General features: G+C 44.5%; 39 protein-coding genes. 37 read left to right on the top strand and 2 right to left on the bottom strand.

What is annotated here, in order from left to right; genetic code table 11:
• Positions 1 to 3 precede the first annotated feature (3 nt).
• The 34 genes from rplB (at position 4) to AC0YN7_RS27755 (ending at position 19693) form a co-directional block, all read left to right on the top strand.
• Positions 4 to 834, top strand: a complete 831-nt coding sequence (gene rplB, locus AC0YN7_RS27920) for a 50S ribosomal protein L2 (protein WP_475813286.1) — start codon at positions 4 to 6, stop codon at positions 832 to 834.
• 67 nt (positions 835 to 901) lie between these two features.
• Complete coding sequence (gene rpsS, locus AC0YN7_RS27915) at positions 902 to 1183, top strand: 30S ribosomal protein S19 (RefSeq protein ID WP_056635975.1); 282 nt, start codon at positions 902 to 904, stop codon at positions 1181 to 1183.
• 43 nt (positions 1184 to 1226) lie between these two features.
• A complete protein-coding gene (gene rplV / locus AC0YN7_RS27910; protein ID WP_475813285.1) occupies positions 1227 to 1562 on the top strand; it encodes a 50S ribosomal protein L22 in 336 nt (111 codons plus the stop codon).
• 14 nt (positions 1563 to 1576) lie between these two features.
• Complete coding sequence (gene rpsC / locus AC0YN7_RS27905; protein ID WP_475813284.1) at positions 1577 to 2239, top strand: 30S ribosomal protein S3; 663 nt, start codon at positions 1577 to 1579, stop codon at positions 2237 to 2239.
• A 2-nt stretch (positions 2240 to 2241) separates the two neighbouring features.
• Positions 2242 to 2676, top strand: a complete 435-nt coding sequence (gene rplP, locus AC0YN7_RS27900) for a 50S ribosomal protein L16 (protein WP_054025320.1) — start codon at positions 2242 to 2244, stop codon at positions 2674 to 2676.
• A complete protein-coding gene (gene rpmC, locus AC0YN7_RS27895; protein ID WP_475813283.1) occupies positions 2666 to 2866 on the top strand; it encodes a 50S ribosomal protein L29 in 201 nt (66 codons plus the stop codon). The genes rplP and rpmC overlap by 11 nt, the downstream gene beginning before the upstream one ends.
• Positions 2867 to 2916: 50 nt before the next feature.
• Positions 2917 to 3180, top strand: coding sequence for a 30S ribosomal protein S17 (gene rpsQ / locus AC0YN7_RS27890; RefSeq protein ID WP_475813282.1), 264 nt, complete (start codon positions 2917 to 2919; stop codon positions 3178 to 3180).
• 47 nt (positions 3181 to 3227) lie between these two features.
• Positions 3228 to 3596 carry a 50S ribosomal protein L14 gene (gene rplN, locus AC0YN7_RS27885; RefSeq protein ID WP_076271425.1) on the top strand — a complete coding sequence of 123 codons (369 nt, stop codon included), beginning with the start codon at positions 3228 to 3230 and terminating at the stop codon, positions 3594 to 3596.
• Between the two features lie 48 nt (positions 3597 to 3644).
• The gene (rplX, locus tag AC0YN7_RS27880; protein WP_475813281.1) at positions 3645 to 3998 is read left to right on the top strand and encodes a 50S ribosomal protein L24; all 354 of its coding nucleotides are present in this window, start codon (positions 3645 to 3647) and stop codon (positions 3996 to 3998) included.
• A gap of 31 nt (positions 3999 to 4029) precedes the next feature.
• Positions 4030 to 4572, top strand: a complete 543-nt coding sequence (rplE, locus tag AC0YN7_RS27875; protein ID WP_475813280.1) for a 50S ribosomal protein L5 — start codon at positions 4030 to 4032, stop codon at positions 4570 to 4572.
• Positions 4573 to 4598: 26 nt separating this feature from the next.
• A complete protein-coding gene (locus tag AC0YN7_RS27870) occupies positions 4599 to 4784 on the top strand; it encodes a type Z 30S ribosomal protein S14 (RefSeq protein ID WP_115995323.1) in 186 nt (61 codons plus the stop codon).
• Between the two features lie 30 nt (positions 4785 to 4814).
• On the top strand, positions 4815 to 5213 hold the full coding sequence (gene rpsH, locus AC0YN7_RS27865; RefSeq protein WP_138756281.1) for a 30S ribosomal protein S8: 399 nt from the start codon (positions 4815 to 4817) through the stop codon (positions 5211 to 5213).
• 31 nt (positions 5214 to 5244) lie between these two features.
• On the top strand, positions 5245 to 5787 hold the full coding sequence (gene rplF / locus AC0YN7_RS27860) for a 50S ribosomal protein L6 (RefSeq protein ID WP_475813279.1): 543 nt from the start codon (positions 5245 to 5247) through the stop codon (positions 5785 to 5787).
• Positions 5788 to 5847: 60 nt separating this feature from the next.
• Entirely contained in the window at positions 5848 to 6216 is a 369-nt protein-coding gene (gene rplR, locus AC0YN7_RS27855; protein WP_475813278.1) for a 50S ribosomal protein L18, read from the top strand.
• Positions 6217 to 6246: 30 nt separating this feature from the next.
• Complete coding sequence (gene rpsE / locus AC0YN7_RS27850) at positions 6247 to 6744, top strand: 30S ribosomal protein S5 (protein ID WP_475813277.1); 498 nt, start codon at positions 6247 to 6249, stop codon at positions 6742 to 6744.
• 13 nt (positions 6745 to 6757) lie between these two features.
• Positions 6758 to 6937: a 50S ribosomal protein L30 gene (gene rpmD / locus AC0YN7_RS27845; RefSeq protein ID WP_475813276.1), complete on the top strand. Its 180-nt coding sequence runs from the start codon at positions 6758 to 6760 to the stop codon at positions 6935 to 6937.
• 44 nt (positions 6938 to 6981) lie between these two features.
• Positions 6982 to 7422, top strand: coding sequence for a 50S ribosomal protein L15 (rplO, locus tag AC0YN7_RS27840; protein ID WP_475813275.1), 441 nt, complete (start codon positions 6982 to 6984; stop codon positions 7420 to 7422).
• Positions 7423 to 8724 (top strand): preprotein translocase subunit SecY, encoded by a 1302-nt coding sequence (secY, locus tag AC0YN7_RS27835; RefSeq protein WP_475813274.1) that lies wholly within the window; start codon positions 7423 to 7425, stop codon positions 8722 to 8724.
• Positions 8725 to 8813: 89 nt separating this feature from the next.
• The gene (locus tag AC0YN7_RS27830) at positions 8814 to 9464 is read left to right on the top strand and encodes an adenylate kinase (protein WP_475813273.1); all 651 of its coding nucleotides are present in this window, start codon (positions 8814 to 8816) and stop codon (positions 9462 to 9464) included.
• Positions 9464 to 10222 carry a type I methionyl aminopeptidase gene (gene map / locus AC0YN7_RS27825; protein ID WP_475813272.1) on the top strand — a complete coding sequence of 253 codons (759 nt, stop codon included), beginning with the start codon at positions 9464 to 9466 and terminating at the stop codon, positions 10220 to 10222. Before AC0YN7_RS27830 ends, map begins: the two co-directional genes overlap by 1 nt.
• An 8-nt stretch (positions 10223 to 10230) precedes the next feature.
• Positions 10231 to 10512, top strand: coding sequence for a hypothetical protein (locus tag AC0YN7_RS27820; protein WP_475813324.1), 282 nt, complete (start codon positions 10231 to 10233; stop codon positions 10510 to 10512).
• Between the two features lie 2 nt (positions 10513 to 10514).
• Positions 10515 to 10730 (top strand): translation initiation factor IF-1, encoded by a 216-nt coding sequence (gene infA / locus AC0YN7_RS27815; RefSeq protein WP_015847200.1) that lies wholly within the window; start codon positions 10515 to 10517, stop codon positions 10728 to 10730.
• Between the two features lie 42 nt (positions 10731 to 10772).
• Entirely contained in the window at positions 10773 to 10886 is a 114-nt protein-coding gene (rpmJ, locus tag AC0YN7_RS27810) for a 50S ribosomal protein L36 (RefSeq protein ID WP_003333770.1), read from the top strand.
• A gap of 19 nt (positions 10887 to 10905) precedes the next feature.
• Positions 10906 to 11274 (top strand): 30S ribosomal protein S13, encoded by a 369-nt coding sequence (rpsM, locus tag AC0YN7_RS27805; protein ID WP_475813271.1) that lies wholly within the window; start codon positions 10906 to 10908, stop codon positions 11272 to 11274.
• A gap of 19 nt (positions 11275 to 11293) precedes the next feature.
• Positions 11294 to 11689, top strand: a complete 396-nt coding sequence (gene rpsK / locus AC0YN7_RS27800) for a 30S ribosomal protein S11 (protein ID WP_475813270.1) — start codon at positions 11294 to 11296, stop codon at positions 11687 to 11689.
• A gap of 126 nt (positions 11690 to 11815) precedes the next feature.
• Positions 11816 to 12760, top strand: a complete 945-nt coding sequence (locus AC0YN7_RS27795) for a DNA-directed RNA polymerase subunit alpha (RefSeq protein ID WP_475813269.1) — start codon at positions 11816 to 11818, stop codon at positions 12758 to 12760.
• Between the two features lie 44 nt (positions 12761 to 12804).
• On the top strand, positions 12805 to 13170 hold the full coding sequence (gene rplQ / locus AC0YN7_RS27790; protein WP_235240408.1) for a 50S ribosomal protein L17: 366 nt from the start codon (positions 12805 to 12807) through the stop codon (positions 13168 to 13170).
• 516 nt (positions 13171 to 13686) lie between these two features.
• On the top strand, positions 13687 to 14430 hold the full coding sequence (gene truA, locus AC0YN7_RS27785; protein ID WP_475813268.1) for a tRNA pseudouridine(38-40) synthase TruA: 744 nt from the start codon (positions 13687 to 13689) through the stop codon (positions 14428 to 14430).
• 190 nt (positions 14431 to 14620) lie between these two features.
• Positions 14621 to 15058 carry a 50S ribosomal protein L13 gene (gene rplM / locus AC0YN7_RS27780; protein WP_235240409.1) on the top strand — a complete coding sequence of 146 codons (438 nt, stop codon included), beginning with the start codon at positions 14621 to 14623 and terminating at the stop codon, positions 15056 to 15058.
• Positions 15059 to 15078: 20 nt separating this feature from the next.
• Positions 15079 to 15471: a 30S ribosomal protein S9 gene (gene rpsI / locus AC0YN7_RS27775; protein WP_054025303.1), complete on the top strand. Its 393-nt coding sequence runs from the start codon at positions 15079 to 15081 to the stop codon at positions 15469 to 15471.
• A 274-nt stretch (positions 15472 to 15745) separates the two neighbouring features.
• Positions 15746 to 16441 carry a phosphoadenylyl-sulfate reductase gene (locus tag AC0YN7_RS27770; RefSeq protein WP_475813267.1) on the top strand — a complete coding sequence of 232 codons (696 nt, stop codon included), beginning with the start codon at positions 15746 to 15748 and terminating at the stop codon, positions 16439 to 16441.
• A gap of 17 nt (positions 16442 to 16458) precedes the next feature.
• Positions 16459 to 17625, top strand: a complete 1167-nt coding sequence (gene sat / locus AC0YN7_RS27765) for a sulfate adenylyltransferase (protein WP_475813266.1) — start codon at positions 16459 to 16461, stop codon at positions 17623 to 17625.
• A 116-nt stretch (positions 17626 to 17741) separates the two neighbouring features.
• Positions 17742 to 18530: an N-acetylmuramoyl-L-alanine amidase CwlD gene (cwlD, locus tag AC0YN7_RS27760; RefSeq protein ID WP_475813265.1), complete on the top strand. Its 789-nt coding sequence runs from the start codon at positions 17742 to 17744 to the stop codon at positions 18528 to 18530.
• A 50-nt stretch (positions 18531 to 18580) separates the two neighbouring features.
• Positions 18581 to 19693, top strand: coding sequence for an Mrp/NBP35 family ATP-binding protein (locus AC0YN7_RS27755; RefSeq protein WP_475813264.1), 1113 nt, complete (start codon positions 18581 to 18583; stop codon positions 19691 to 19693).
• 125 nt (positions 19694 to 19818) lie between these two features.
• On the opposite strand, the gene gerD is transcribed toward AC0YN7_RS27755, so the two are convergent.
• Positions 19819 to 20508, bottom strand: coding sequence for a spore germination lipoprotein GerD (gene gerD, locus AC0YN7_RS27750; protein WP_475813263.1), 690 nt, complete (start codon positions 20506 to 20508; stop codon positions 19819 to 19821).
• Positions 20509 to 20712: 204 nt separating this feature from the next.
• Between gerD and AC0YN7_RS27745 the strand changes: the two genes are divergently transcribed.
• Positions 20713 to 21336 (top strand): KinB-signaling pathway activation protein, encoded by a 624-nt coding sequence (locus AC0YN7_RS27745; RefSeq protein ID WP_475813262.1) that lies wholly within the window; start codon positions 20713 to 20715, stop codon positions 21334 to 21336.
• A 4-nt stretch (positions 21337 to 21340) separates the two neighbouring features.
• On the opposite strand, the gene pdaB is transcribed toward AC0YN7_RS27745, so the two are convergent.
• On the bottom strand, positions 21341 to 22147 hold the full coding sequence (pdaB, locus tag AC0YN7_RS27740; RefSeq protein ID WP_475813261.1) for a polysaccharide deacetylase family sporulation protein PdaB: 807 nt from the start codon (positions 22145 to 22147) through the stop codon (positions 21341 to 21343).
• Positions 22148 to 22350: 203 nt separating this feature from the next.
• On the opposite strand from pdaB, the gene AC0YN7_RS27735 reads away from it, so the two are divergent.
• Both AC0YN7_RS27735 and AC0YN7_RS27730 read left to right on the top strand, forming a co-directional pair.
• Positions 22351 to 22977 carry a stage II sporulation protein M gene (locus AC0YN7_RS27735; protein ID WP_475813260.1) on the top strand — a complete coding sequence of 209 codons (627 nt, stop codon included), beginning with the start codon at positions 22351 to 22353 and terminating at the stop codon, positions 22975 to 22977.
• Between the two features lie 309 nt (positions 22978 to 23286).
• Positions 23287 to 23508, top strand: a complete 222-nt coding sequence (locus tag AC0YN7_RS27730; RefSeq protein ID WP_475813259.1) for a hypothetical protein — start codon at positions 23287 to 23289, stop codon at positions 23506 to 23508.
• Positions 23509 to 23722: the final 214 nt, after the last annotated feature.

The following is a 23722-nucleotide window of genomic DNA, read 5'->3' as shown; positions in this document are numbered from 1 at the left end:
GAAGTGCCTATTAAAAAGTACAAACCGACATCTCCAGCTCGTCGTAACATGTCCGTTTCGACTTTTGAAGAGATTACAACAAGCACACCGGAGAAATCGTTGCTTGCACCACTTTTCAAAAAAGCTGGTCGTAATAACCAAGGTAAAATTACGGTTCGTCACCATGGCGGCGGACACAAACGTAAATACCGTATTATCGACTTTAAACGCACGAAAGACGGCATCGTTGGTAACGTTGCGACGATCGAATACGATCCGAACCGTACATCCAACATTGCTTTGATCCATTATGCTGATGGTGAGAAAGCTTACATCATCGCACCAAAAGGACTGAAAGTCGGAGATCAAGTTATGTCCGGCCCAACTGCTGATATTAAACCGGGCAACGCGTTGCCACTTGTGAATATCCCAGTCGGTTCAGTTATCCACAACATCGAATTGAAACCAGGCAAAGGCGGACAGCTAGTTCGTGCTGCTGGTACTGATGCTCAACTTCTTGGTAAAGAAGAAAAGTACGTATCAATTCGTTTGAGTTCAGGCGAAGTTCGTCACATCTTGAACACTTGCCGCGCGACAATCGGTTCTGTAGGTAACGGAGATCACGAGCTCGTGAAAATCGGTAAAGCCGGCCGTAACCGTTGGCTTGGCAAACGTCCACAAGTACGTGGTGTTGTAATGAACCCTAACGATCACCCACACGGTGGTGGTGAAGGCCGTGCTCCAATCGGACGTAAATCGCCATTGTCACCATGGGGTAAACCAACTCTTGGTTACAAAACGCGTAAGAAGAAAAAAGCATCTAGCCAATACATTATTCGTCGTCGTACGAAGTAATAGTAGCTTGAAGCGAATAGCGTGATACAAATGTATCGCAACTGCTTATATGAAGGGAGGAACTCAAATGGGTCGCAGTTTAAAGAAAGGTCCGTTTATCGACGGTTACCTGCTTAAAAAAGTCGAGGTATTGAACGAAACTGAGAAAAAAGTCGTTATCAAAACCTGGTCCCGCCGCTCGACCATTTTCCCGCAATTCATTGGACACACGTTTGCAGTATATGACGGACGCAAGCACGTGCCGGTATATGTAACGGAAGATATGGTAGGACATAAACTCGGTGAATTCGCACCGACTCGTACGTATAAAGGCCATGCCGGCGAAGACAAGAAAACGGGCAGACGTTAATTTGCCCTAATAAATCTCTAAATGAACGAGAGGAGGTTCCTACATGACAGAAGCTAAAGCGCACGCTAAATTTATTCGTATTGCTCCTCGTAAAGCTATGCTAGTTGCGGATTTGATTCGCGGTAAGCAAGTGGGTGAAGCGATCGCAATTTTGCGTCACACGCCTAAGTCTGCATCCCCAATTCTGGAGAAGCTGCTTAACTCTGCTATTGCTAACGCTGAGCATAACTATCAGCTCGATGTTAATAAATTGGTTATATCGCAAGCTTTCGTAAACCAAGGGCCGACGATGAAACGTTTCCGTCCTCGTGCGATGGGTCGCGCAAGCCGGATTAATAAAAGAACCAGCCACATTACCTTGGTGGTATCTGAAAAATAAAGGAGGGATTACGTGTGGGTCAAAAGGTAAATCCAGTAGGGTTTCGTATCGGAGTTATCCGTGATTGGGAATCCAAATGGTTCGCGGGTAAAGATTTCGGCGATCTTCTTATGGAAGACGTTAAAATTCGCGAATATTTGAAAAACAAGCTGAAAGACGCAGCTGTTTCTCATATCGAGATCGAACGTGCAGCTAACCGAGTGAACGTTACAATCCAAACTGCTAAACCAGGTATGGTTATTGGTAAAGGCGGTTCTGAGGTTGAAAACCTTCGTACAGAGCTTGGTAAAATCACTAAAGGCAAAAAGGTTCACATCAACATCTCTGAAATTAAATATGCTGATCTTGACGCTATTCTTGTAGCTGAAAGCATCGCACAACAACTTGAGCGTCGTGTATCTTTCCGTCGCGCATTGAAGCAAGCTATTCAACGCTCCATGCGTTCAGGTGCTAAAGGGATTAAAACCGCAGTAAGCGGACGTCTCGGCGGCGCGGAAATCGCACGTTCGGAAGGCTACAGCGAAGGAACAGTACCTCTTCATACGCTGCGCGCCGATATTGACTACGGCACAGCTGAAGCGGCAACAACATACGGCCGAATTGGCGTTAAAGTATGGATCTATCGTGGCGAAGTCCTTCCGACTAAGAAGAAAGCTCCCCAGGAAGGAGGCAACTAATCATGTTGGTACCTAAACGTGTAAAACACCGTAAACAACAACGCGGTCATATGAAGGGTCGCGCTAAAGGCGGCACAACTGTAGCATTTGGTGAATATGGTCTTCAAGCACTTGAGCCATCATGGATCACGAACCGTCAGATCGAAGCGGCTCGTATCGCAATGACACGTTACATTAAACGTGGCGGTAAAGTGTGGATCAAAATATTCCCAGCGAAACCAATTACTCAAAAGCCTCTAGAAGTGCGTATGGGTAGTGGTAAAGGTAACGTTGAGAAATGGGTAGCAGTCGTTAAACCAGGTAAAATCCTGTTTGAATTGGCTGGCGTATCTGAAGAAACCGCTCGTGAAGCGATGCGTCTTGCGGCTCATAAATTGCCAATTAAGACGAAGTTCGTGAAGCGCGAAGAAGTGGGTGGTGAAGCAAATGAAAGCTAGTGATATTCGTAACCTAACCTCCGCTGAGATTGAACAGCAGGTAACTGGTTTTAAAGAAGAGCTTTTCAACCTTCGTTTCCAATTGGCTACTGGCCAACTGGATAACCCGACTCGGATCCGTGACGTACGTAAGGAAATAGCTCGTGCTAAAACCGTTTTGCGTGAAAGAGAACTCGGAATCAGCAGCTAGTAAAAACCTTGCATGAAAGTATAATCACGGCTGAAGGAAGGAGGAAGAACATGAGCGAACGCAATGCCCGCAAAGTTCAAATCGGCAAAGTGGTAAGCGATAAAATGGACAAAACAATCGTTGTTGCTGTTGAAACATACAAAAAACACGACTTGTACCATAAACGCATTAAATACACGAAGAAATATAAAGCGCATGATGAAGATAACCAAGCGAAAATTGGCGACATCGTGAAAATCATGGAGACTCGTCCGCTATCGAAAGACAAGCGCTTCAGACTAGTAGAGATTGTTGAAGTTGCGATTGTTATTTAATGAGCGTATGCAGTATCTGAGCATTTTTCCGAAAGGAGGACGTTGAAATGATTCAACCATTTTCGCGCTTAGCAGTTGCTGACAACTCTGGCGCAAAACAATTGATGTGTATCCGTGTACTTGGTGGAACGGGACGTCGCGTTGGACACATCGGCGATTTGATCGTTTGCTCAGTAAAACAAGCAACACCAGGCGGCGTTGTCAAAAAAGGTGACGTTGTTAAAGCCGTTATCGTTCGCACAAAGCGTTCGGTACGTCGTAAAGACGGTTCATACATCGCATTCGATGAGAATGCAGCTGTAATCGTAAAAGAAGATAAGAGCCCGCGTGGCACACGTATCTTTGGACCTGTTGCCCGTGAACTACGCGATAGAGATTTCATGAAAATCGTATCGTTAGCACCAGAAGTTATCTAATTAACCATATATAAGCTTGAAAGCACAAGCGTGCAGGAGGTGTAACTCATGCCAAGGCTGAAAAAAGTACTCGAATCTCATAACAACAAATTGCACGTGAAAAAAGACGATACGGTTATCGTCATTACCGGTAAAGACAAAGGTAAGAAGGGCCGTATTATCGCTGCGTACCCGCGTGAAAACCGCGTTCTCGTAGAAGGTGTTAACATGGTGAAGAAACATACTCGTCCATCTCAAACGAATCCACAGGGCGGTATTATCGAACAAGAAGCACCAGTTCACGTGTCAAACGTTATGCATATCGATCCGAAAAGCGGTAAAGTAACACGTATCGGATACAAAGTGCTAGACAACGGCAAGAAAGTTCGGATCGCGAAACGTTCCGGAGAAGTAATCGACTAACCGTCACTGTATGAAAGGAGGTCCATGAACAATGGTAGCAAGATTGAAAGGTCGCTTTCTTAACGAAATAACTCCTGCTCTTATGCAGAAGTTCAACTATACGTCAGTCATGCAAGTACCGAAAGTTGAGAAGATTGTTATCAACATGGGGGTTGGCGAAGCGGTTTCCAATTCGAAAATCCTAGATGTAGCTGTTGAAGAACTACGTATCATTTCCGGTCAAAAACCAGTCGTAACTCGTGCGAAGAAGTCTATTGCAGGCTTCAAGCTTCGTGAGAACATGCCAATCGGAGTTAAAGTAACATTGCGCGGTGAGCGCATGTACCACTTCCTTGACAAGCTGATTAACATTTCCCTTCCGCGTGTACGCGACTTCCGTGGTGTATCCAATAAAGCATTTGATGGCCGCGGTAACTATACGCTTGGCTTGAAAGAGCAATTGATATTCCCAGAAATCGAGTACGATAAAGTTGATAAAGTACGCGGTATGGATATCGTCATCGTCACGACGGCAAAAACGGACGAAGAATCTCGTGAATTGCTGACCCAAATGGGCATGCCGTTCACGAAGTAATCCACTTTTAGGAGGTGTAATACCCAGTGGCAAAAACTTCGATGAAAGTGAAGCAACAACGCACACCGAAATTTAAAGTGCAAGCATATACGCGCTGTGAGCGTTGCGGCCGTCCGCATTCTGTTTTGCAAAAGTTTAAAATTTGCCGGATTTGTTTCCGCGAGTTAGCACATAAGGGCCAGATTCCTGGCGTTAAAAAAGCAAGCTGGTAATCAGCCTAGTTCGGGAAGGAGGTTAACACAATGGTTATGTCTGATCCGGTTGCAGATATGTTGACGCGTATTCGTAACGCGAATGTCGTTCGTCACGAAACCGTAGAAATGCCCGCTTCGAAATTGAAGAAGCAAATCGCTGAAATTCTTAAGCGTGAGGGTTTCATACGCGATGCTGAATATATCGAGGACAACAAACAAGGGATTATCCGTATTTTTCTGAAATACGGCCCTAACCAAGAGCGCGTTATTACAGGTTTGAAGCGTATTTCCAAACCAGGTTTGCGCGTTTACACGCAATCAACTGAAATCCCTCGCGTGCTCGGAGGACTTGGAATTGCTATTATTTCCACTTCCAAAGGTATTATGACGGATAAAGAAGCTCGTCAAGTTAAATCAGGCGGCGAAGTAGTCTGCTACGTATGGTAAGTAACAAGTCACAAAGATAGGAGGTGTAACAATGTCCCGTATTGGTCGCAAACCAATCCAAGTGCCTAACGGCGTAAGCATCAACTTGGACAACACAGTTATTACTGTAAAAGGACCGAAAGGAACTCTTTCCCGTGAATTTCACAAAGAAATGCAAGTGAATGTTACGGAAACAGAAATCCTAGTAGAACGTCCTTCCGATAATAAATTGCATCGCTCCCTGCACGGAACAACTCGCAGCATCATCGCTAACATGGTGAGCGGAGTTACTGAAGGCTTCTCGAAAAACTTGGAGCTAGTAGGCGTTGGTTACCGTGCAAGTAAATCTGGTGATAAAATCGTACTTAACGTCGGTTATTCTCATCCAGTGGAGATCGCTCCGGATAATGGAATCGAGTTTGATGTACCTGCTAACACGAAAATTACTGTTCGCGGTATCGACAAAGAGCTCGTAGGCGCAACTGCTGCTAAAATCCGTTCCGTACGTGAGCCTGAGCCGTATAAAGGTAAAGGTATCAAGTATGAAGGCGAACGCATCATCCGTAAAGAAGGTAAGTCCGGTAAGAAGAAATAAGCAAACAGCAAGTTTGCTTAAGATAGTGGTTTAAGGCATAAGGAAAGGAGTGAACTTTGTATGATTACGAAAGGCGACAAAAACAAGGCGCGTCTGAAAAGACACCTACGTGTTCGTAAAAAAATTAACGGTACAGCTGCACGTCCGCGTCTATCTGTATTCCGTTCCTCCAAGCATATGTACGCACAATTAATCGACGATGTATCAGGAGTAACAATCGTATCTGCATCCACACAGGATAAAGAATTGGTTGAAGCGATCAGCAACGGTGGAAACATCGAAGCTGCTGCTAAAGTCGGAGAATTGGTTGCGAAACGCGCTCAAGCGAAAGGGGTAACCCAAGTAGTATTTGATCGCGGCGGTTACTTGTATCACGGCAGAATTCAGGCACTAGCTACTGCAGCTCGCGAAGCTGGCCTTGAATTCTAATCGACTTTATTTATAAGGAGGTTAAACGACTTGCGTGTAGATCCAAATACGTTAGAACTGACTGAAAAAGTAGTTAATATCAATCGTGTATCTAAAGTTGTTAAAGGCGGACGCCGCTTTAGCTTTAGCGCACTAGTAGTTGTCGGCGACGGTAAAGGCTACGTTGGCGCAGGGATCGGTAAAGCAGGCGAAGTACCTGACGCAATCCGCAAAGGTATTGAAGATGCTAAGAAAAACCTGATCCACATTCCAATCGTTGGAACAACAATTCCACATCTTGTCCTCGGACATTTCGGCGCTGGAGAAGTTCTCTTGAAGCCTGCATCTGAAGGTACAGGCGTTATCGCTGGTGGCCCGGTTCGTGCAGTTCTTGAACTTGCTGGCGTCGGCGACATTTTGACCAAATCGCTCGGTTCTTCGAACTCCATGAACATGGTTAACGCAACGCTCGAAGGTCTTTCACGTTTGAAACGTGTAGAAGAAGTTGCAAAGTTACGTGGGAAAACAGTCGAAGAGCTGTTACGCTAAGGAGGGAAATACGATGGCAAAATTGCAAATCACCCTCGTTCGCAGTTTGATCGGTCGCAACGAGAAACAACGCGCAACGGTTGAATCTTTGGGTCTTAAAAAGATTCGTCAAGCTGTTGTTTTGAACGATAGCCCGGCTATTCGCGGCATGGTTAATCATGTCAGCCACTTGATCAAAGTAGAAGAAGTTTAAAGTTAGTACATTTCGTTAGAAATATATAAGGAGGTGCACGAACGATGAAATTGCATGAGCTAGCTCCAGCACCCGGGTCGACCCAAGCGCCTAAGCGCAAAGGTCGGGGTATCGGTTCCGGTAACGGCAAAACAGCAGGTCGTGGTCACAAAGGGCAAAACGCTCGTTCCGGTGGCGGCGTTCGTCCTGGATTCGAGGGCGGACAAAACCCATTGTATCGTCGAGTGCCGAAGCGTGGATTTAACAACGTCTTCCGTAAAGAGTACGCAATTGTCAACATTGAAGAGCTAAATGCATTTGCAGCAGGTACTGAAGTCACTCCAGATGTACTTCTTGAGACCGGGATTGTTAAAAACCCACTCGCAGGAATTAAGATTTTGGGTAATGGTGAAGTTAACGTTCAACTTACTGTAAAAGCAAACAAGTTCTCTCAATCTGCGGTAGAGAAAATCCAGGCTGCCGGCGGTAAAACCGAGGTGATCTAATTGTTCAAAACCGTATCCAATATTTGGAAAGTGGCGGATCTTCGTACAAGGATCCTTTTCACCCTTTTCATTCTACTCATTTATCGTATCGGTTCATTTATACCGGTACCAGGTGTAAATAAAGATGTGTTTAAGCAGGTTGATCAAGCCGGTTCGGATCTGTTCGGCTTGCTTAACACGTTTTCCGGCGGTGCTTTGTTCCAATTCTCAATTCTCGCAATCGGAATTACGCCATATATTACAGCTTCGATTATCGTACAGCTGTTATCTATGGATGTTATTCCCAAGTTTGCGGAGTGGGCAAAGGAAGGCGAGAACGGTAAACGTAATCTCGCGCAAATTACTCGTTACGGTACAGTTGGTCTAGGTTTAGTGCAAGGTTTTGCGACAGCTATCGGATTTAACCGTCAATACGGTTATGAAATGATCGTTGGAGCAACATTCGTTGATTACTTACTGATCGCTATTATTTTGACTGCAGGTACTGCTTTCTTGATGTGGCTCGGTGAACAAATTACCGAAAAAGGAATCGGAAATGGTATTTCGATTCTGATCTTCGCAGCAATCGCAGCTGGTATCCCTGGACACATTCGGACGATCTATCAAGATCAATTCGTAGGTGCACAAGATCAACTGTTTTTGAACATCGTTAAGATGGTATTGATTCTGATTGCGATCATCGCAATCATTGTGGGTGTCATCTTTGTACAACAGGGTATTCGTAAAATCCCCGTACAATACGCTAAACGTGTTGTTGGACGGAAGATGTATGGTGGACAATCGACACATATTCCTATGAAAGTGAATGGCGCAGGAGTTATTCCGGTCATTTTCGCAGTGTCGCTCATTATGTTCCCTATTACGATTGCACAATTCTTTGCTACCCAACCTTGGGCAGACTGGATAATTAATAATATGAGCTATGACCAACCGCTGGGTATGGTATTGTACGTATTGCTAATTATCGGTTTTACCTTCTTCTATACTTTCGTGCAAATTAATCCGGTTCAAATGGCTGATCAGATGAAGAAAAATGGTGGATACATTCCTGGAATTCGTCCTGGTAAACCGACATCCGCTTACTTAACTCGCGTTATGTCGCGGATTACGTTAACAGGCGCAGTTTTCCTTGCTGTTATCTCTGTTCTTCCTGTGTTCTTCGGATCACTTGCTGGACTACCGCGCTCTGTGCAACTAGGCGGCACCTCGCTGCTTATCGTTATCGGAGTTGCACTTGACACGATGAAGCAAATCGAGAGCCAGTTGATCAAACGCCATTACAAAGGGTTTATCAATAAATAACAATAGGTTCTGACCGGGCTTCCGCTTTCGTCTATCCGATGGTGCGGAACCCGCCCGAACCTATTGTGCTTAAAGCGAGGAACTCAGCAATGAACATTTTATTCATGGGCCCTCCGGGAGCCGGTAAAGGTACTCAAGCTGAACGGATCGTAGAAGAGTTCGGTATTCCCCACATTTCCACTGGCGACGCATTCCGCCTCGCTATGAAACAAGGAACTGCACTCGGGCTCAAAGCGAAGGAGTATGTCGATCAAGGACTGCTCGTTCCCGATGAGATTACGAATGGTATTGTTAAAGAACGTCTGGCACTAGAGGATTGCAACAAAGGGTTTTTGCTTGATGGTTTTCCGCGCACACTGCAGCAAGCTGAAGCGCTTGACAGTATGCTTGTAGAACTTGGCCGCAATATTGACCATGTTGTTAATCTAAAGGTTGACCGCGGACTGCTGCTTGCTCGCTTGACGGGTAGACGCATCTGTAGAACTTGTGGAACGACCTATCATGTAATTTTTAATCCGTCTAAGGTCGAAGGTATTTGCGACAAAGACGGTGGAGAATTGTATCAACGTTCAGATGATACAGAAGAAAAGGTAGGCACGCGTTTGGATGAGTATACATCCAAAACTGCTCCTCTACTTAATTACTATAGTGATAAAGGTCTCCTGCGCGAAGTCGACGGCGAGAAGGATATTGATGTTGTAACAGCAGACATCATTTCCAACCTGCGAGGTTCATTGTAATGATTATTTGCAAATCCGATTCGGAACTGCGATATATGAGAGAAGCTGGACGCATCGTTGCGGAAACGCATCGTTTAATGTCGGAAGCTGTGAAACCAGGTATCACTACTCGTGAGCTTGACCAAATCGCTGAAACGTACATTAAAAGCCAAAATGCGATTCCATCCTTCAAAGGTTACAATGGTTTTCCTTCGAGCATTTGCGCTTCTGTGAATGACGAGCTGGTGCACGGCTTCCCTGGTTCACGCAAGTTGAACGAAGGCGATATTATAAGCATCGATATCGGCGCACAGTTCGAAGGATTTCATGGTGATTCAGCTTGGACCTACGCGGTCGGAACAGTTTCTAATGAGGTTCAAAAACTGCTTGAAGTAACGGAGCAATCGCTATATGCGGGACTGCAGTTAATCAAGCCCGATGTGAGATTATATACAATATCGCACGCTATTCAAAAGGTAATTGAAGATGCAGGGTATTCGGTTGTCCGTGAGTATGTAGGACATGGAATTGGTGCGGACCTTCATGAGGAACCACAAATTCCAAACTACGGCTTGCCAGATCGCGGTCCGCGTCTTAAACCGGGAATGGTGCTTGCAATAGAACCAATGGTCAACATTGGTGAACGCTATGTCCGTACACTTGAAGACAATTGGACGGTCGTAACGGAAGACGGTTCATGGTGCGCTCATTTCGAGCACACGGTAGCCGTTACTGAGGACGGCTTTGAAATATTGACCATTTTGCCGAAGCAGCCATAGTTATGACGATGGCAGCTCGTCCCCAGATTGGTCAGTTAGTCAAAGTACTTCGTGGTAAAGATGAAGAAAGCTATGCCGTCATCATTGCTATCGTCGATGAACGATTCGTGATGATTGTGGACGGCAACAAACGCCGATTCGATCAACCGAAGAAAAAGAACGTTCTACATCTCGAGTTATTACCTGCCATTAGTCAAGAGGTATCAAGCAGTTTGCTTGAAACAGGCAGAGTGACCAATGCCAAGTTGCGTTATGTGATTCAGAAGTACGCGTATGCGAAAGGAGAATGACGGTGGCTAAGGAAGACGTCATTGAGGTCGAAGGAACGGTTATAGAGCCGTTGCCGAATGCCATGTTCAAGGTGGAGCTGGAGAACGGTCATCAAATTCTCGCACACGTTTCCGGTAAGCTCAGAATGCATTTTATTCGCATCCTGACAGGAGACAAAGTGGTTATACAGTTATCGCCTTATGATTTATCAAGAGGGCGCATCACCTATCGTAAGTAGCTCTATGAGGCTTACTTACGAAAGATTCGGGAGGTAATCACAATGAAGGTAAGACCTTCGGTAAAGCCGATTTGCGAAAAGTGCAAAGTCATTCGTCGCAAAGGCAACGTTATGGTGATTTGTGAAAATCCGAAACACAAACAAAAACAAGGATAGAAGGAGGGGAATATAGCCTATGGCACGTATATCTGGTGTGGACTTGCCGCGTGATAAACGCGTCGAAATTGCCCTGACGTACATTTTCGGTATTGGTAAAACAACATCGCAAAGAATTTTGAAAGAATCCGAAGTGAGCTTTGATACTCGCGTTCGTGATCTAACTGAAGACGAATTGGCTCGTTTGCGTGAAGCAATCGACAAATCAGTTCGAGTGGAAGGCGACCTACGTCGTGAAATTTCACTAAACATCAAACGCTTGACTGAAATCGGATGCTATCGTGGTCTTCGTCACCGTCGTGGTCTACCTGTTCGCGGTCAACGTACGAAAACAAATGCTCGTACTCGCAAAGGTCCTCGTCGGACTGTAGCTAACAAGAAGAAATAAGAAAGGGGGATAATGGACAATGGCTAAACCAAAAAAAGTCGTTCGTACGAAACGTCGCGACCGGAAAAATATTGAGACTGGCGTTGCGCACATTCGCTCAACGTTCAACAATACGATCGTTACGATCACGGATCCACACGGAAATGCTATTTCATGGGCGAGCTCTGGAAACATGGGTTTCAAAGGCTCACGTAAGAGCACGCCGTTCGCAGCACAATTGGCTGCTGAAACTGCAGCGAAAGCTGCTATGGAGCATGGCATGAGAACTGTCGAAGTGATGGTAAAAGGACCAGGCGCTGGCCGTGAAGCAGCAATTCGCTCGCTTCAAGCTGCTGGATTGGAAGTTAACCTCATTAAAGACGTAACACCAGTTCCTCATAATGGATGCCGTCCTCCGAAACGTCGTCGCGTATAGTTAGATCAGCTGTGGTATCAAATATCAACAACTTGTGAATAATGGTTGTGAAGGTTTGGCATACTACAAGATTTGACATAATTAACGGTAAGGTAACGGAGCGACGTTTGAAGGAGGGTACTATTAGTGATTGAGATCGAAAAGCCGAAAATCGAAACCGTAGATTTGAACGACGAAGGAACTTACGGACGTTTCGTCGTCGAACCGCTGGAGCGCGGCTACGGCACGACTCTTGGGAATTCGCTTCGCCGAATTTTGTTGTCGTCTTTGCCGGGTGCGGCAGTAACCTCGGTTCAAATCGACGGAGTGTTACATGAGTTCTCTACGGTTCCCGGAGTGATTGAGGATGTTACCGAAATCATTCTGAACCTGAAAGGCCTCTCGTTGAAAATCCACTCTGATGAAGAAAAAGTGTTGGAAATCGACGCGGAAGGCGAAGGGAATATTACAGCGGGCGACATTCGAGCTGATAGCGATGTCGAGATTTTAAGCCCTGATCTTCACATCGCAACCTTGGCCTCCGGCGCGCGGCTCCATATGCGGGTATTTGCTAATCGGGGACGCGGTTACGTGCAAGCGGACCGCAACAAGAAAGATGAACAACCGATTGGGGTAATACCTGTCGATTCGATTTACACACCAATTACTCGTGTTAATTACAGCGTAGAAAATACTCGCGTAGGTCAAGTAACAAACTATGACAAGCTAACGCTTGAAGTTTGGACTGATGGCAGTATTAGACCGGAAGAGGCTGTAAGCCTCGGCGCAAAAATATTAACTGAGCACTTGGATTTGTTTGTCGGATTGACCGATGAAGCCAAAGACGCGGAAATTATGGTTGAGAAGGAAGAAGATAAGAAGGAGAAAGTTCTAGAGATGACGATCGAGGAACTTGATCTTTCCGTCCGTTCTTACAACTGCTTGAAACGCGCTGGCATCAATACCGTTCAAGAGCTGATCACGAAATCCGAAGAGGACATGATGAAGGTTCGTAACTTGGGCCGTAAATCCCTTGAGGAAGTACAAGAGAAGCTTGAAGAGCTCGGTTTGGGCCTTCGCATGGAAGAGTAGTAACCAACTAGTGAAGACAAAATTGCAAGGGAGGGGAAAACAAGATGGCATATCAAAAATTAGGACGTGACGCTAGTGCACGGAAAGCTTTGTTCCGTGACCTCGTTACTGACTTGTTCCTTTATGAGCGTATTCAAACGACTGAAGCAAAAGCGAAAGAAGTTCGTTCTATCGCTGAGAAACTGATCACTAAAGCTAAGCAAGGTGATCTTCATGCTCGTCGTCAAGTAGCTGCTTATGTTCGTCGCGAAACTGTAGACGGACAACAAGACGCTATTCAAAAGCTATTCTCCGAACTGGCTACCCGTTACTCGGAACGTGCTGGCGGATACACGCGTATTTTGAAACTAGGACCCCGTCGCGGCGACGCTGCGCCTATGGTTTACTTAGAACTAGTTGATCGTGCGTAATTGATCCAACATACGAGAAACGTACAAATCGTCCTTTCTTAAGGACGATGCCGTTTCACGTTAATATATAAGCATGTCCACAGCGTTAAACCTTGATCATGCTTGTATGAAGAGAAAAGGGTGGACCCTTGTGGCCACCTTTTTTTATTTGGAACACCCTGATGTACTCCTTTAACACCATCAATCAACTACAAGCGTGTCAAATCTGCGGTGAATACGGCAAATGGGGACGTTAGTTCGCAGAAGCACATCCTAATACGCCATACTAATGGCTATAATGAATGTAAGTATGCAGCATTGCATACTCAGAGGCATATTCTTACTGCCCGTGTAAAGCGGCAGAGGAGAACGAAATAGCGCAATAGCGCAAACGCTGAAGCTTAATTGAAGAAGCGTGTCCTTAACGCCGTGTGAGCGGCTGGAGAGGACGTAAGCAGCTTGTATGTTGATAGGTTCACAGGAGAGAATCAGCAGCTTTAAAACAAACATTCCGAGGCTATAGGGGGATGGTGAAATTTGCGCAATATTTGCGTCAAAGTGAGCTATGACGGAGCTGGTTTCAACGGGTTTCAAACGCAGCCGTATGGCAGAACGGTTCAAAACGAAATTGAGAAGGCATTAAAGAAGCTAACGGGAGAGTCTATATTAATCATTGGCTCTGGACGTACGGATGCTGGCGTGCATGCGCAAGGTCAAGTATTTAACTTCTACACTGAGTCAACAATACCAACAGAACGTTGGGCAATTGCGCTAAACACTCGATTGCCGAAGGATATTGTTATTATTGAAGCACTCGAGGTGCCGGAGCATTTTCATGCGAGACGCTCTGCAAAACGTAAAACGTATCGATACACGATTGATACCGGGAAATTTCCAGATGTGTTCGGTCGCCAATACCGCTTTCATCATCCGACTCCACTGGATGTTGATGCGATGCGTGAAGGGATTCATTGCTTGGTCGGCGAGCATGACTTTTCTTCATTTACATCCATTCATTCAACGAAGCCTCATCATATCCGATCAATCTATGAAGCTTATTTCGTACAAGAGGGACCAATAGTCCATATGTACGTTACAGGCAACGGTTTTCTGTATAATATGGTCCGTGTCATAATGGGAACTTTACTGTGGGTAGGCGAAGGCAAGTTAGCTTCGTCAGAAGTGAAAACTATTTTAGAAGGTCGAAATCGATCTTTGGCTGGACCTACGGCAATGCCGCATGGATTGATGTTATTGAGTGTTGAATATTCCAGTAGATAGCTATAATAAAAGCGTATAATTCACTTGCACTTAGCTATTATTTATAGTAGAATATAACTTGTGCTTTCGAAGTGGCTATCCCACAGCCCCGACTGAGATTGTCACAAACTTGGCGAACTACAATGACTAACAAACCAACGATTACGTTGTTATAAAAACGATTAATGTAAGAAATTAAGGAGGATCATCCATGCGTACCACTTATATGGCTAAGTCAAATGAAGTTGAGCGTAAATGGTTCGTCGTTGATGCGGAAGGCAAAACACTAGGCCGTTTGGCTAGTGAAGTAGCTGCCCTGATTCGCGGCAAGCACAAACCTACATTTACTCCTCATGTTGATACAGGCGATTTCGTCGTTGTTATCAACGCTGAGAAAATTCATTTGACAGGTAAGAAATTCACTGACAAAATGTACTACCGTCACTCGATGTATTCAGGTGGTTTGAAAGTTACCCCTGCTAACGAGATGATCAAAAACAAACCAGAGCGCGTTATCGAATTCGCGGTACATGGTATGTTGCCTAAGAACCGTCTTGGCGACAAAATGAAGCTTAAACTTAAAGTATACGCAGGTGCGGAACATCCACATCAAGCACAAAACCCTGAAGTTTACGAACTTCGCGGGTAATAAAGAGGAGGACAAGTTTCATGGCTCAAGTGCAATACTATGGAACCGGTCGTCGTAAACACTCTGTTGCACGTGTACGTCTTGTGCCGGGTGAAGGACGAATCATTATTAACAAACGCGACCTTAATGAATATTTCGGTTTAGAAACTCTTAAACTGATTGTAAAACAACCGCTTAACCTTACTGATACATTGTCAAACTACGATGTACTAGTAATCGCTAACGGCGGCGGAATGTCCGGTCAAGCCGGTGCTATCCGTCACGGTATTTCACGCGCTCTGCTTAAAGCAGATCCTGAATTCCGTCCAGCTCTAAAACGTGCGGGCTTCCTGACACGTGATCCGCGTATGAAAGAACGTAAAAAATACGGTCTTAAAGCGGCTCGTCGCGCTCCACAATTCTCGAAACGTTAATTTATACGACAAATGCCTTCTCTGTTTATCAGAGAAGGCATTTTTTTGTTCTTTTTTTGAATATAAAAAAGTATAAGTTCCGTCTTTAACTCGTCTATATACTTCATTATGTAACGAGTTTAGGCCATCAAAGATGGCGAAGACCATTTAAACCAGTAGGAAATATAAACTTTATTTCATTTTGGAGTGAACTGGTTATTGAACTTCGGTGATTTAGGTCGTATAATTTAAATACAAACTAAACCAATAGGAATTAACAACGGAGGGTATGACAATGAACCTTTTTGAAAAAGAAGCTTTAGTTAAGCAAAAGGCAGAAGAACTCGAAACCGCGTCGCCGGAAGAAATATTGGCTTATGCGGTTGAAGTATTTCCTAATCTTACATTTGCATGCAGTTTCGGTGCAGAGGACGTAGTTCTAGTCGATATGCTCCAAAAGGTGAGCCCGACAACAGATATTTTTTACTTAGATACAGATTTTCATTTTAAGGAAACCTATGAGACTCGTGATCTTATGGTGGAAAGATACCCTGGAATTCCGTTTGTTAAAGTAAGCCCTGAAATAACGCCAGAAGAGCAAGCAGCACAATTTGGAGAAGAGCTATGGAAATCTGATGCCAATGCTTGCTGTAATATACGTAAAGTTAAACCTCTTACGAATATCTTATCGAAGTATGATGCTTGGATAACGGGTATACGTCGCGATCAAGCTCCTACACGTGCAAATTCAAAAAAAATTGAATATGATACAAAGTTCGGTCTTATCAAATTTAACCCAATCGCTCATTGGACTTCTGAGGATGTCTGGAATTATATACGCGACAATAATGTTATTTATAACCCATTGCACGATCAAAACTACCCGAGCATAGGCTGTGAACAATGTACTCGGAAAGTTATGCCAGGAGAAGACCCACGCGCTGGACGTTGGTCCGGTCAAGAAAAAACAGAATGCGGACTGCATAAATAAGGAGGATACACAAAGTTATGACTCAAATTTTACCGCACGGCGGCGTACTGGTTAACCGAGTCGCTAATGGCGATCAACGTGAAGCATTGTTATACGAAGCAAAATCACTGCCATTTATCTTAATTAATACGTGGACAATATCTGATTTGGATTTAATAGCAGTAGGAGCATTTTCTCCGTTAACGGGCTTTATGAATGAGGCGGATTACCGTTCTGTAGTTGAAAGCACGCGTCTAGCGAATGGCACGGTTTGGAGCATACCTATTACCCTTGCGGTAGAAGAGTCGAAAGCGGCTGAATTTGCTGCAGGACATCGCGCAGCATTAATCGGTGAGGACGGCGTTATCTATGCTGTAATAGACATTAATAGCATCTACACGGTTGATCATAAGCTAGAAGCCATTAATGTGTTCAAAACTGATGATCTTGCGCATCCAGGAGTAGAAAAGCTGTTCGAACGTCCTACGACTCATATTGGCGGAGACATTACCGTTTTGAATCGTCCGCAGCCTGAGAAGTTTGAAGAGTTCTACTTTGAGCCATCGGAAACGCGTCGTATTTTTGCAGAAAAAGGCTGGAAAACGGTAGTTGGCTTCCAAACTCGCAACCCTGTGCACCGGGCTCATGAATATATTCAGAAAACAGCGATGGAAATTGTTGATGCATTATTTTTAAACCCGCTGGTTGGGGAAACGAAATCGGATGATGTACCGGCGAACGTGCGTATGACTTCGTACCTTGCATTGCTCGAAAACTACTATCCGAAGGATCGCGTGTTTCTAGGCGTATTTCCAGCGGCTATGCGTTATGCGGGCCCTCGTGAAGCGATTTTCCATGCGATTGTTCGTAAAAACTACGGTTGTACACACTTTATTGTAGGACGCGATCATGCTGGTGTAGGTGACTACTATGGTACTTATGAAGCACAGGATCTGCTAAAAACCATTCCAGTTGAAGATCTGGGCATTACGCCGCTCTATTTCGAGCATAGCTTCTTCTGCAAAAAATGCGGCAATATGGGTACGACTAAAACATGCCCGCACGATAAAGAGCATCATTTGACCCTTTCAGGTACGAAGGTCCGCGCATTGCTGCGTGACGGGATTTGCCCTCCTCCGGAATTTTCACGACCAGAGGTTGCGAAAATTCTTATTGAAGGTATGTCTGAGCAGCCTGTCGTCTAACACTTTAATTTTTCATAATCGACCGCCTCGTCCCATATAAATGAAAGTGAGCATAGGCTTATCCTAACTGATAAGAAATGATCATTCATTTAGATGGAGGACGAGGTGGTTTTTTTATGCGCCGAATCGGTCGGCATGTTGTTATTTGGATGACGTACAAAGGGGCAATTCGAATAGGTATTGGTTTACTAGTTATTACGGTTACTGGTATTTTGCTTGGAAGAAGTATGCCAAATAATGAAACGTGGTCCTACTGGACGATGCCGCTCTCGGGTAAGACGATTGCGATAGATGCGGGGCATGGAGGAGCGGATGGCGGAGCGGTCAGTAAGCAAGGGGTTATTGAGAAGGATTTAAATTTGGCGATTGCTTTATATTTACGCGATTATTTACAGCAAGCAGGGGCGGTTGTCATTATGACGCGTGAAGGAGATTACGATTTGGCCACAGGTGATTCGCGCGCTTACAGTAAACGTAAGACAGAGGATTTGAAAAAGCGGGCGGCTTTGATCAGTCAAAATAAACCTGCAGCAGTAATCAGCATCCATATGAACAGCATTCCATCCGCGAAATGGTCAGGAGCACAAACCTTTTATCAGGAGGGGAATCATCCTGACAATGTGGCTCTCGCAACATTTATACAGGATGAGATTAAACGTAATCTTGAAAATACGAATCGCCTTGCCAATACAGTAAAGGATGTATATTTACTCAAAACATTGACGGATATTCCGACCGCTCTTGTTGAGGTTGGCTTCTTATCTAATCCAGGTGAAGCACAGAGACTTGCTGATGCCGAATATCAGCGTAAGGTTGCTGCATCGATCTATCAGGGCATACTAAGGTATAGCTCGGGTGAGAAGCTAAGTGGAAGTACACTTCTGGAAGTAGAACCTATGTTATAATGAATAATGATTATCGTATAACTATCATTACAAAAGGTGGGATACATATTATGCTAGCACGTGAGCAAGTAATAGAGGCCGTCGATTCAGTGAGGGCAAAATATAGCGCGGAGAAGGCAGTCATCCGCGATGTTATGGTTAAGGACCGTCAGGTTTCCATGACGGTCCTCGGGGTTAGCGCGGCTGCGCAGCCCGCGCTGGAAGCCTCGCTCCGCGAGGCTCTGGCGCACCTAGGCGCCGAAACCGTGCATTGCCGGTTTCGTGACGAGGCTGCGCCTGTCGCAGGCGCTGCTTCGCAGCCTGCGGCAGCTAAAGCGCCGGCCGCGGCTAGCGCCGGTGCCGGCAAAGCTGGCGGGCCCGCACCTGTGCAGGGGCACGGGGCCGGGCTGGCAAACCCGCTGCTGGATCCTAGCAGCGGAGTGCAGTTCATCGCCATCGCCAGCGGCAAGGGCGGCGTCGGCAAATCAACGGTGACCGTCAATTTAGCGGTCGCCTTAGCCCGCAAGGGCAAGCGCGTCGGAATCATTGACGCTGACATCTACGGCTTTAGCGTGCCCGATATGATGGGCATCGAGGAGCGTCCGGAAGTCATCAATGAACGTGTTATTCCGATTGAGAAATTCGGCGTTAAGGTCATGTCGATGGGTTTCTTCGTCGAAGACAACAGCCCGATCGTATGGCGTGGACCGATGCTTGGCAAAATGCTTCGCAACTTCTTTCAAGAAATTGAATGGGGCGAGCTGGACTATTTATTGCTGGACTTGCCGCCAGGTACCGGTGATGTAGCCCTTGACGTACATCAGATCATTCCGCAAAGCAAAGAAATTATCGTCACTACACCACACGCTACTGCTGCATTTGTAGCGGCAAGAGCAGGGGCGATGGCGATTAAGACGGAGCATGAAATCATCGGTATCGTCGAAAATATGTCTTATTACGTGTCTGCTGCAACTGGGGAAAAGGAATATGTATTCGGGCGCGGAGGCGGCGCTCGTCTTGCTGAGACGCTTCATTCGGAGCTGCTTGCACAAATTCCGCTTGGCGCACCGGATAATCATGTGTCTGAACCAGATTTTGCTCCTTCCGTTTACAAGGCTGACTCAGAAACCGGCAAGCTGTATTTAGAGTTAGCGGATCGTGTTTTAAGTAAATACGCAAATTAATGGTTAGTATCAATTAATAAAGCCCGAACATTTGTTTTCTGACGCATTGTAAATGCTTCATTGGACAAGTTGTTCGGGCTTTTGTTTTTTTTGCTTAAAAATAACTCTATAAGAATACGCTAACCTTATTCTCCGCTAGCTTCTCCACTTGCTTCTTCACTTTTCTGTTCTTCATCATCCGATGCCTTTTCTGAATCTTCTTCTTTTTTCTTATCCACTTTTTCATCAGGAGGAGGCTTAAGTTCATCTTGTACAGCTTTCTTCATAAGATCAAGAACTTCTAGTCGAAACAAAGGATTTTGCATCGATTCCTGCATTAAGGACATTACTTGCTTGCGATACTGCGTGCTTTGCAGCACCTCGAGAATCATTTTATCCATTTCCGGTGTTTTAAGCACTTTAACTAATTCAGACTGATAACCAGGATCTTTAATTAGCTCTTTATGAATATCTTTATTTTGTTTATTAATTGCTTTTGCAAATTCTCCTGCAAAGCGAGTGTCCGTCATCAGCTTCTTAATGACTTTGTCGTAATCGGGAGAGATAAGCACATCCTTTACAGCTAAACGAACTTCTTCCTGATCTTGAATGGATAACAGCTTCGAGGTCTGACCACTATAGCCAGTTAGCTGCTGTGAGGATTGCTGCAGCGCCTTTTGAGCATCCTCTGTTTTCAAAATATCGATAACCATCGTTTTCATATCCTTATAACTTACTTGCTGACCACCACCACCACCTGAGGACTCAGCGCCGCAGCTTGTTAAAACGATTGCCATTGCCGCTAATAGTGGTAATAAAGTCCATCGAATGCGCATATTTTCGTTATCTCCTTCCTATGTCCGCACATCTATGTTCAAATTAGCTGGAAAACCATCTAGAAAATATGGATCTGTAATCTTATTATGCGCATTGTTCACCTTATTATCATGGACAGCAATTAGCTTTTTGTTGCGAACGTGGTAAAATAAAGGGTATTGTGGAAGCAAGCTTCAACTTCAACTTTCAGGAGGAAAATGAACGTGAATTTAAAAAAGTGGTTCTTTTTATTTTGGAGCACTATGGCGGTAGGGGCGGTAGTCTGTGTGATTGCCGGTGCGATTATGCAATGGACAGATCCATCCTTTGGATTTTTAGGATTAAAAGCCGCTGGTTTTAATGCATTAATGATGGCTATGGTAGGCTTGATGATAGGTGCATTTAGTCAAATGGGCTTCTTTGCTTACTTATCACTAAACTATATTGCACTTAGCGTATTTGGCAAAAAATATTTATGGAACACGCTTCAAGGCTACACAACCTTATTTGCGGTTGCAGGCTTAGGTTATCTGTTGTTTGAGCAACGAGTAAACAATTGGTTTTTCTGGGTGCTGCCGCTTGTCCTGCTGATTTTCTCTTTCCTCGTGTCGTGGTTGAAAGTGAAGCAAACGAACAAAACAGCGTTTATTCCAACCATGTTCCTCATGTTCGTAATTACTTTCATTGAAGCATGGCCAGCTCTGCAAGGGGAAACAAATGTATCTGCTATTGTATTTATGATGATCCCATTATTCATTTGTAATGCGTACCAAATTATGATGATGCATCGAATGGCCAAAAAAGAAACAACCGACCCTGCAGCAATTGCCGCAAAGCCAGTTGTATAAGGATTTATTCTAAAGCGGCGGCATTAAGCTGCGGGAAGGTAGACGACGTCTTATCCTGCACGGCTTTGCCGTCGATTTCTGTTTGTGAAAGCAAGGCGGATACTGAAACAAAATCATAGCCTTTCTCGCGGAGCTGATCAATAATGACGGGAAGAGCCTCATGTGTTTGTTTTACAGAATCGCTTGCGTGGAGAAGAATGATATCACCAGGATGAGCTCTTGTTACGACACGGTTAATAATTTTATCCGTACCGATATTCATCCAATCAAGTGAATCCGTATCCCACTGGATGACTTTATATTGAAGATCATCTGCAATGCGAAGTACCCTTTTATCAAAATCCCCGTTTGGCAGCCTTATCAAATTCGGTTGTTTACCGATCATATCGGACAAGATGGAATGTGCGGTTGTAATCTGCTTGCGGATTTCTTCATCACTTAGCTTGCTGTAGTTGTCGTGCTTATGACCGTGACTTCCGATTTCAAATCCTGCATCCAATATTTTTTTCACAATATCAGGATGAGATTTGCTCCAAGGTGATGATAAGAAAAAGGTTGCCTGTTTGACGTTCTTTTCTTTAAGCACATTAAGAATGGGTTCCGTACGCTTATCGCCCCAGCTAATGTCGAAGGTCAGAGAGACGACCTTTTTGTCCGTCGGTACACTGTAGATGGCAGCCGGCTGCTGCGGTGCGAAGACTGTAATGTTGTCGCGTTCGGCATAGATGATGCCAACTGAAAACACTAGCGCGATTGCAATTAGAAAATACCTTTTCAGCTTTTGTCCATTCAACACATAAAAGAAACTCATGAGAAAGAGCTCTCCTTTCTAATAGAAGCTTGTACAAAGATAAGAAAGTATAATGTCACCGTTATACTCTGTTATCTTTAGCGCGCGTCGAGCTTAAGGCCACCATGGAAGGCTTAAGTCATTTACGCTTGTTGTACAATCTATGCTCGTACACCAAAGATATTCATCTATATTTGGAAACTTACGTATTAGGAGATGATTACATGTTTAAGCGTGCAGCTATAATAGACCATTTCAAGCAAATGAATCATTATATTGCGTTTGGTTTTATTTTATTTTTTGCAGGGATGGTTATTGGAGGCACAAATCCGGCATTCCATGCTTTTCTGGACAGTCAAATAGAAGGGTTAGGGCAGTTGACTAATTTTATTGATCAATCCAAAAACCCTACATTAACGATGATTATCGTCATATTTCTAAACAATGCGATCAAATCGATTCTAGTCATGTATATCGGCGCGTTTCTTGGGATTGTACCGCTACTATTTCTTGTGATTAATGGCATGGTAATTGGATATTTGTTGCAAAATATCGCGGGTCTGCATGGGGGGGCCCAGGTATTCGAAGTCGTCGTGAAGGGACTTCTTCCGCACGGAATCATTGAAATTCCAGCAATTATTATTGCATGTGCCTATGGGTTGCGTTTTGGAGTTCTCTCATTTAAAGGGTTAGGATCCTTATTATTCACTAGATCAAAGCTGCCTGTAATCGGACGTGATATCGAAACATTCGTTATTAGGAGCGTCCCGGTCATGGTTATTTTAACCGTATCGTTGCTCATTGCTTCTGTAATTGAAAGTACTATTACAATCTGGTTGTTAAAAATGTAATAATTTTTCCAATATTTGAGCATAACAGTAAAGCAGTGTCGTAACGCATTTGCGTGAGATGTTGCTTTTTTGTTCGTATATAAGAATTTATAAGTGGTCACTTATGAATGTACTTATATATCTCCGCGAACGAGCTTATGCCGCAAGGATGATGACAGCCGTTCATGCTTTGATTATGAGTTTTTTTAAAACATATAATCAGCAGTGAAACGTAATCTGTGCAGCCATTACATTGGCATCAGTCATTTGCGCTTAGTTCTAAGACGATCCATTTGCGCGCTTTACATCTAAAGGAGGTCGCTCACGGCTATGCTCGGAATACTGTTCAACGATAAAGAATGCAAAGAACTCGACTACGTCCTTCGCAAGGAATTAGATGAGATGTTATTGGATCTCAGTGATTCAAGATTAGACGGTGATATTAAGACAGCCATTACAAGAAGGTATAAAGTCATCTTTAGAATGTACGCCCGAATTGCCTCCCCGAAAGAGCTGTCACGATATGCGCTGAATGCCCGTTCATACCGATAAAAGTAACTTTTTTAAAAAAACTTTCAAAAAGGGGTTGCAATTAAACGGGCCCCTGTGATATATTATTTCTTGTCGCCGACGAGACACACGCCGACAACACGAAAAAAGATTGCTCTTTGAAAACTGAACAACGAGTATTAAACTGCCCTAACGATCCTAACGGATCATTAGAAAAAGCGATAAAAAGTAATGAGCAAGTCAAACACCAATTTGG

Source organism: Paenibacillus sp. J31R122 (genome assembly GCF_056269185.1).
This window is presented reverse-complemented; position numbering and strand designations above follow the sequence as displayed.

What these genes read in the sequence shown, in the direction of transcription:
- rpsS (WP_056635975.1), top strand. Translation starts at nt 902, where the DNA reads ATGGGTCGCAGTTTAAAGAAAGGTCCGTTTATCGACGGTTACCTGCTT.
- rplV (WP_475813285.1), top strand. Translation starts at nt 1,227, where the DNA reads ATGACAGAAGCTAAAGCGCACGCTAAATTTATTCGTATTGCTCCTCGT.
- rplP (WP_054025320.1), top strand. Translation starts at nt 2,242, where the DNA reads ATGTTGGTACCTAAACGTGTAAAACACCGTAAACAACAACGCGGTCAT.
- rpmC (WP_475813283.1), top strand. Translation starts at nt 2,666, where the DNA reads ATGAAAGCTAGTGATATTCGTAACCTAACCTCCGCTGAGATTGAACAG.
- rpsQ (WP_475813282.1), top strand. Translation starts at nt 2,917, where the DNA reads ATGAGCGAACGCAATGCCCGCAAAGTTCAAATCGGCAAAGTGGTAAGC.
- rplN (WP_076271425.1), top strand. Translation starts at nt 3,228, where the DNA reads ATGATTCAACCATTTTCGCGCTTAGCAGTTGCTGACAACTCTGGCGCA.
- rplX (WP_475813281.1), top strand. Translation starts at nt 3,645, where the DNA reads ATGCCAAGGCTGAAAAAAGTACTCGAATCTCATAACAACAAATTGCAC.
- rplE (WP_475813280.1), top strand. Translation starts at nt 4,030, where the DNA reads ATGGTAGCAAGATTGAAAGGTCGCTTTCTTAACGAAATAACTCCTGCT.
- rpsH (WP_138756281.1), top strand. Translation starts at nt 4,815, where the DNA reads ATGGTTATGTCTGATCCGGTTGCAGATATGTTGACGCGTATTCGTAAC.
- rplF (WP_475813279.1), top strand. Translation starts at nt 5,245, where the DNA reads ATGTCCCGTATTGGTCGCAAACCAATCCAAGTGCCTAACGGCGTAAGC.
- rplR (WP_475813278.1), top strand. Translation starts at nt 5,848, where the DNA reads ATGATTACGAAAGGCGACAAAAACAAGGCGCGTCTGAAAAGACACCTA.
- rpmD (WP_475813276.1), top strand. Translation starts at nt 6,758, where the DNA reads ATGGCAAAATTGCAAATCACCCTCGTTCGCAGTTTGATCGGTCGCAAC.
- rplO (WP_475813275.1), top strand. Translation starts at nt 6,982, where the DNA reads ATGAAATTGCATGAGCTAGCTCCAGCACCCGGGTCGACCCAAGCGCCT.
- AC0YN7_RS27830 (WP_475813273.1), top strand. Translation starts at nt 8,814, where the DNA reads ATGAACATTTTATTCATGGGCCCTCCGGGAGCCGGTAAAGGTACTCAA.
- map (WP_475813272.1), top strand. Translation starts at nt 9,464, where the DNA reads ATGATTATTTGCAAATCCGATTCGGAACTGCGATATATGAGAGAAGCT.
- AC0YN7_RS27820 (WP_475813324.1), top strand. Translation starts at nt 10,231, where the DNA reads ATGGCAGCTCGTCCCCAGATTGGTCAGTTAGTCAAAGTACTTCGTGGT.
- rpmJ (WP_003333770.1), top strand. Translation starts at nt 10,773, where the DNA reads ATGAAGGTAAGACCTTCGGTAAAGCCGATTTGCGAAAAGTGCAAAGTC.
- rpsM (WP_475813271.1), top strand. Translation starts at nt 10,906, where the DNA reads ATGGCACGTATATCTGGTGTGGACTTGCCGCGTGATAAACGCGTCGAA.
- rpsK (WP_475813270.1), top strand. Translation starts at nt 11,294, where the DNA reads ATGGCTAAACCAAAAAAAGTCGTTCGTACGAAACGTCGCGACCGGAAA.
- rplQ (WP_235240408.1), top strand. Translation starts at nt 12,805, where the DNA reads ATGGCATATCAAAAATTAGGACGTGACGCTAGTGCACGGAAAGCTTTG.
- rplM (WP_235240409.1), top strand. Translation starts at nt 14,621, where the DNA reads ATGCGTACCACTTATATGGCTAAGTCAAATGAAGTTGAGCGTAAATGG.
- rpsI (WP_054025303.1), top strand. Translation starts at nt 15,079, where the DNA reads ATGGCTCAAGTGCAATACTATGGAACCGGTCGTCGTAAACACTCTGTT.
- AC0YN7_RS27770 (WP_475813267.1), top strand. Translation starts at nt 15,746, where the DNA reads ATGAACCTTTTTGAAAAAGAAGCTTTAGTTAAGCAAAAGGCAGAAGAA.
- sat (WP_475813266.1), top strand. Translation starts at nt 16,459, where the DNA reads ATGACTCAAATTTTACCGCACGGCGGCGTACTGGTTAACCGAGTCGCT.
- cwlD (WP_475813265.1), top strand. Translation starts at nt 17,742, where the DNA reads ATGCGCCGAATCGGTCGGCATGTTGTTATTTGGATGACGTACAAAGGG.
- AC0YN7_RS27755 (WP_475813264.1), top strand. Translation starts at nt 18,581, where the DNA reads ATGCTAGCACGTGAGCAAGTAATAGAGGCCGTCGATTCAGTGAGGGCA.
- gerD (WP_475813263.1), bottom strand. Translation starts at nt 20,508, where the DNA reads ATGCGCATTCGATGGACTTTATTACCACTATTAGCGGCAATGGCAATC.
- pdaB (WP_475813261.1), bottom strand. Translation starts at nt 22,147, where the DNA reads ATGAGTTTCTTTTATGTGTTGAATGGACAAAAGCTGAAAAGGTATTTT.
- AC0YN7_RS27735 (WP_475813260.1), top strand. Translation starts at nt 22,351, where the DNA reads ATGTTTAAGCGTGCAGCTATAATAGACCATTTCAAGCAAATGAATCAT.
- AC0YN7_RS27730 (WP_475813259.1), top strand. Translation starts at nt 23,287, where the DNA reads ATGCTCGGAATACTGTTCAACGATAAAGAATGCAAAGAACTCGACTAC.